General features: G+C 61.2%; 1 protein-coding gene. It reads left to right on the plus strand.

Going from position 1 to position 1,374, the window contains the following annotated elements; all coding sequences use genetic code 11:
• A partial coding sequence (locus U1738_RS20230) for a tyrosine-type recombinase/integrase (protein ID WP_332790835.1) occupies nucleotides 1-1,193 on the plus strand: 1,193 nt, incomplete at its 5' end.
• Nucleotides 1,194-1,374: the final 181 nt, after the last annotated feature.

The raw sequence follows: 1,374 nt of genomic DNA on the forward strand, positions 1-1,374 counted from the left end.
ATTGCTGCTCGGACGGCGTGCGTGGTCGTGGCGCACCCATGACGAACTTGTCCCATACGGCTTCCTTCCATTCCAACGAAAGGATCGCACCATCAAACCGTGGGATCAAACACCTAGGCATTCGTCGTGCTTCGACGGTCACGCGTGCAGACCTCGAAGGGATGCACCGCGACGTCGCGGTCGGAAAGACCAGCCGCACGATCAAGATGGGTCATCGCAAACTAGCGCGTGTCCGGGGCGGCAAAGGCGCTGCGAATAGCGCGCTCAAAACGCTTAGCGCCGCGCTGGGGTTCGCGATCACGCGAAGTATCCGCAGCGACAATCCCGCCATCGGCATCCGGAAGTTCCCTGGCAGGAAGATCGAACGCTTTCTATCGCCAGCGGAAGTTGCGCGGCTTGGACAGGTGCTGGCGAGTGCGACCGCGTTGGGCGTCGAAAGCCAGTTTGCGCTGGCAGCAATCCGCCTGCTCATGCTGAGCGGCTGCCGGAAGAACGAGATCCTCACGCTGAAGCGAACGGACGTCGATCATTATCATCGCTGCCTGAGATTGCGCGACAGCAAGACAGGCTCGAAGATCGTCCATCTAGGCGCCGCAGCTATGCGGGTGGTGAGCGAGACTCCGGTCATTGAAGGAAACCCCTATCTTCTGCCGGGCAAGACCGAGGGAACGCATGTTACCGACCTGCAGGCGTGCTGGGAAAGAATTCGGAAAGCCGCTGACCTTGAAGATGTGCGCATCCACGATCTGCGTCACAGCTTTGCTTCGATCGGTGCGGCTACCGGCGACAGCATGCTGATCATTGGCGCGCTGCTGGGACATAGCAGCCCCAAGACGACGGCACGTTACACGCATCTGTCCGACCACCCGCTCAAAACAGCCGCTGATCGGATCTCACAGGAGATCGCGCTGTTGCTTGATCCCGAGGCGATGGACAGCAGTGCAGTCGTCGCTCAGCTCCCCGAACCGCCTCGCGGGTTCGCCACTGATCCGGTCCTGGGCAAGGTCATTCAAACGAAATGGCTGGATACCCGCGCCGCCGCAGCAAGGCTGGGCTTCACGGTCGGGACGATGCAGACCTATCGCTGGATGGGAACGGGACCTGAGTTTCGCAAAATCGGTCGACGGGTCGTTTATGCCGCCGATGCCCTTGATGCTTGGGCGGGCGAAACGGCAACGCGCCTTGCAGCGTAGAACGCCGGTAGAGCAACGTCTGCGGACTGTCCGCCTCCGCAGATCGCGAATGTCCGCTTGTGGTGGTGGGTTCAACGGGTCGTCGCAACGCATCATTCTCGAAGCGAGAGGGGTGTGGGCGATGAAGCAGCGGCGGCGGATTTACTACTCGGCAGCGCAGCGCGCGGAGATTTGGGACAGG

It is taken from the genome of Parasphingomonas caseinilytica, from assembly GCF_036663755.1.
Classification (GTDB): Bacteria; Pseudomonadota; Alphaproteobacteria; order Sphingomonadales; family Sphingomonadaceae; genus Sphingomonas.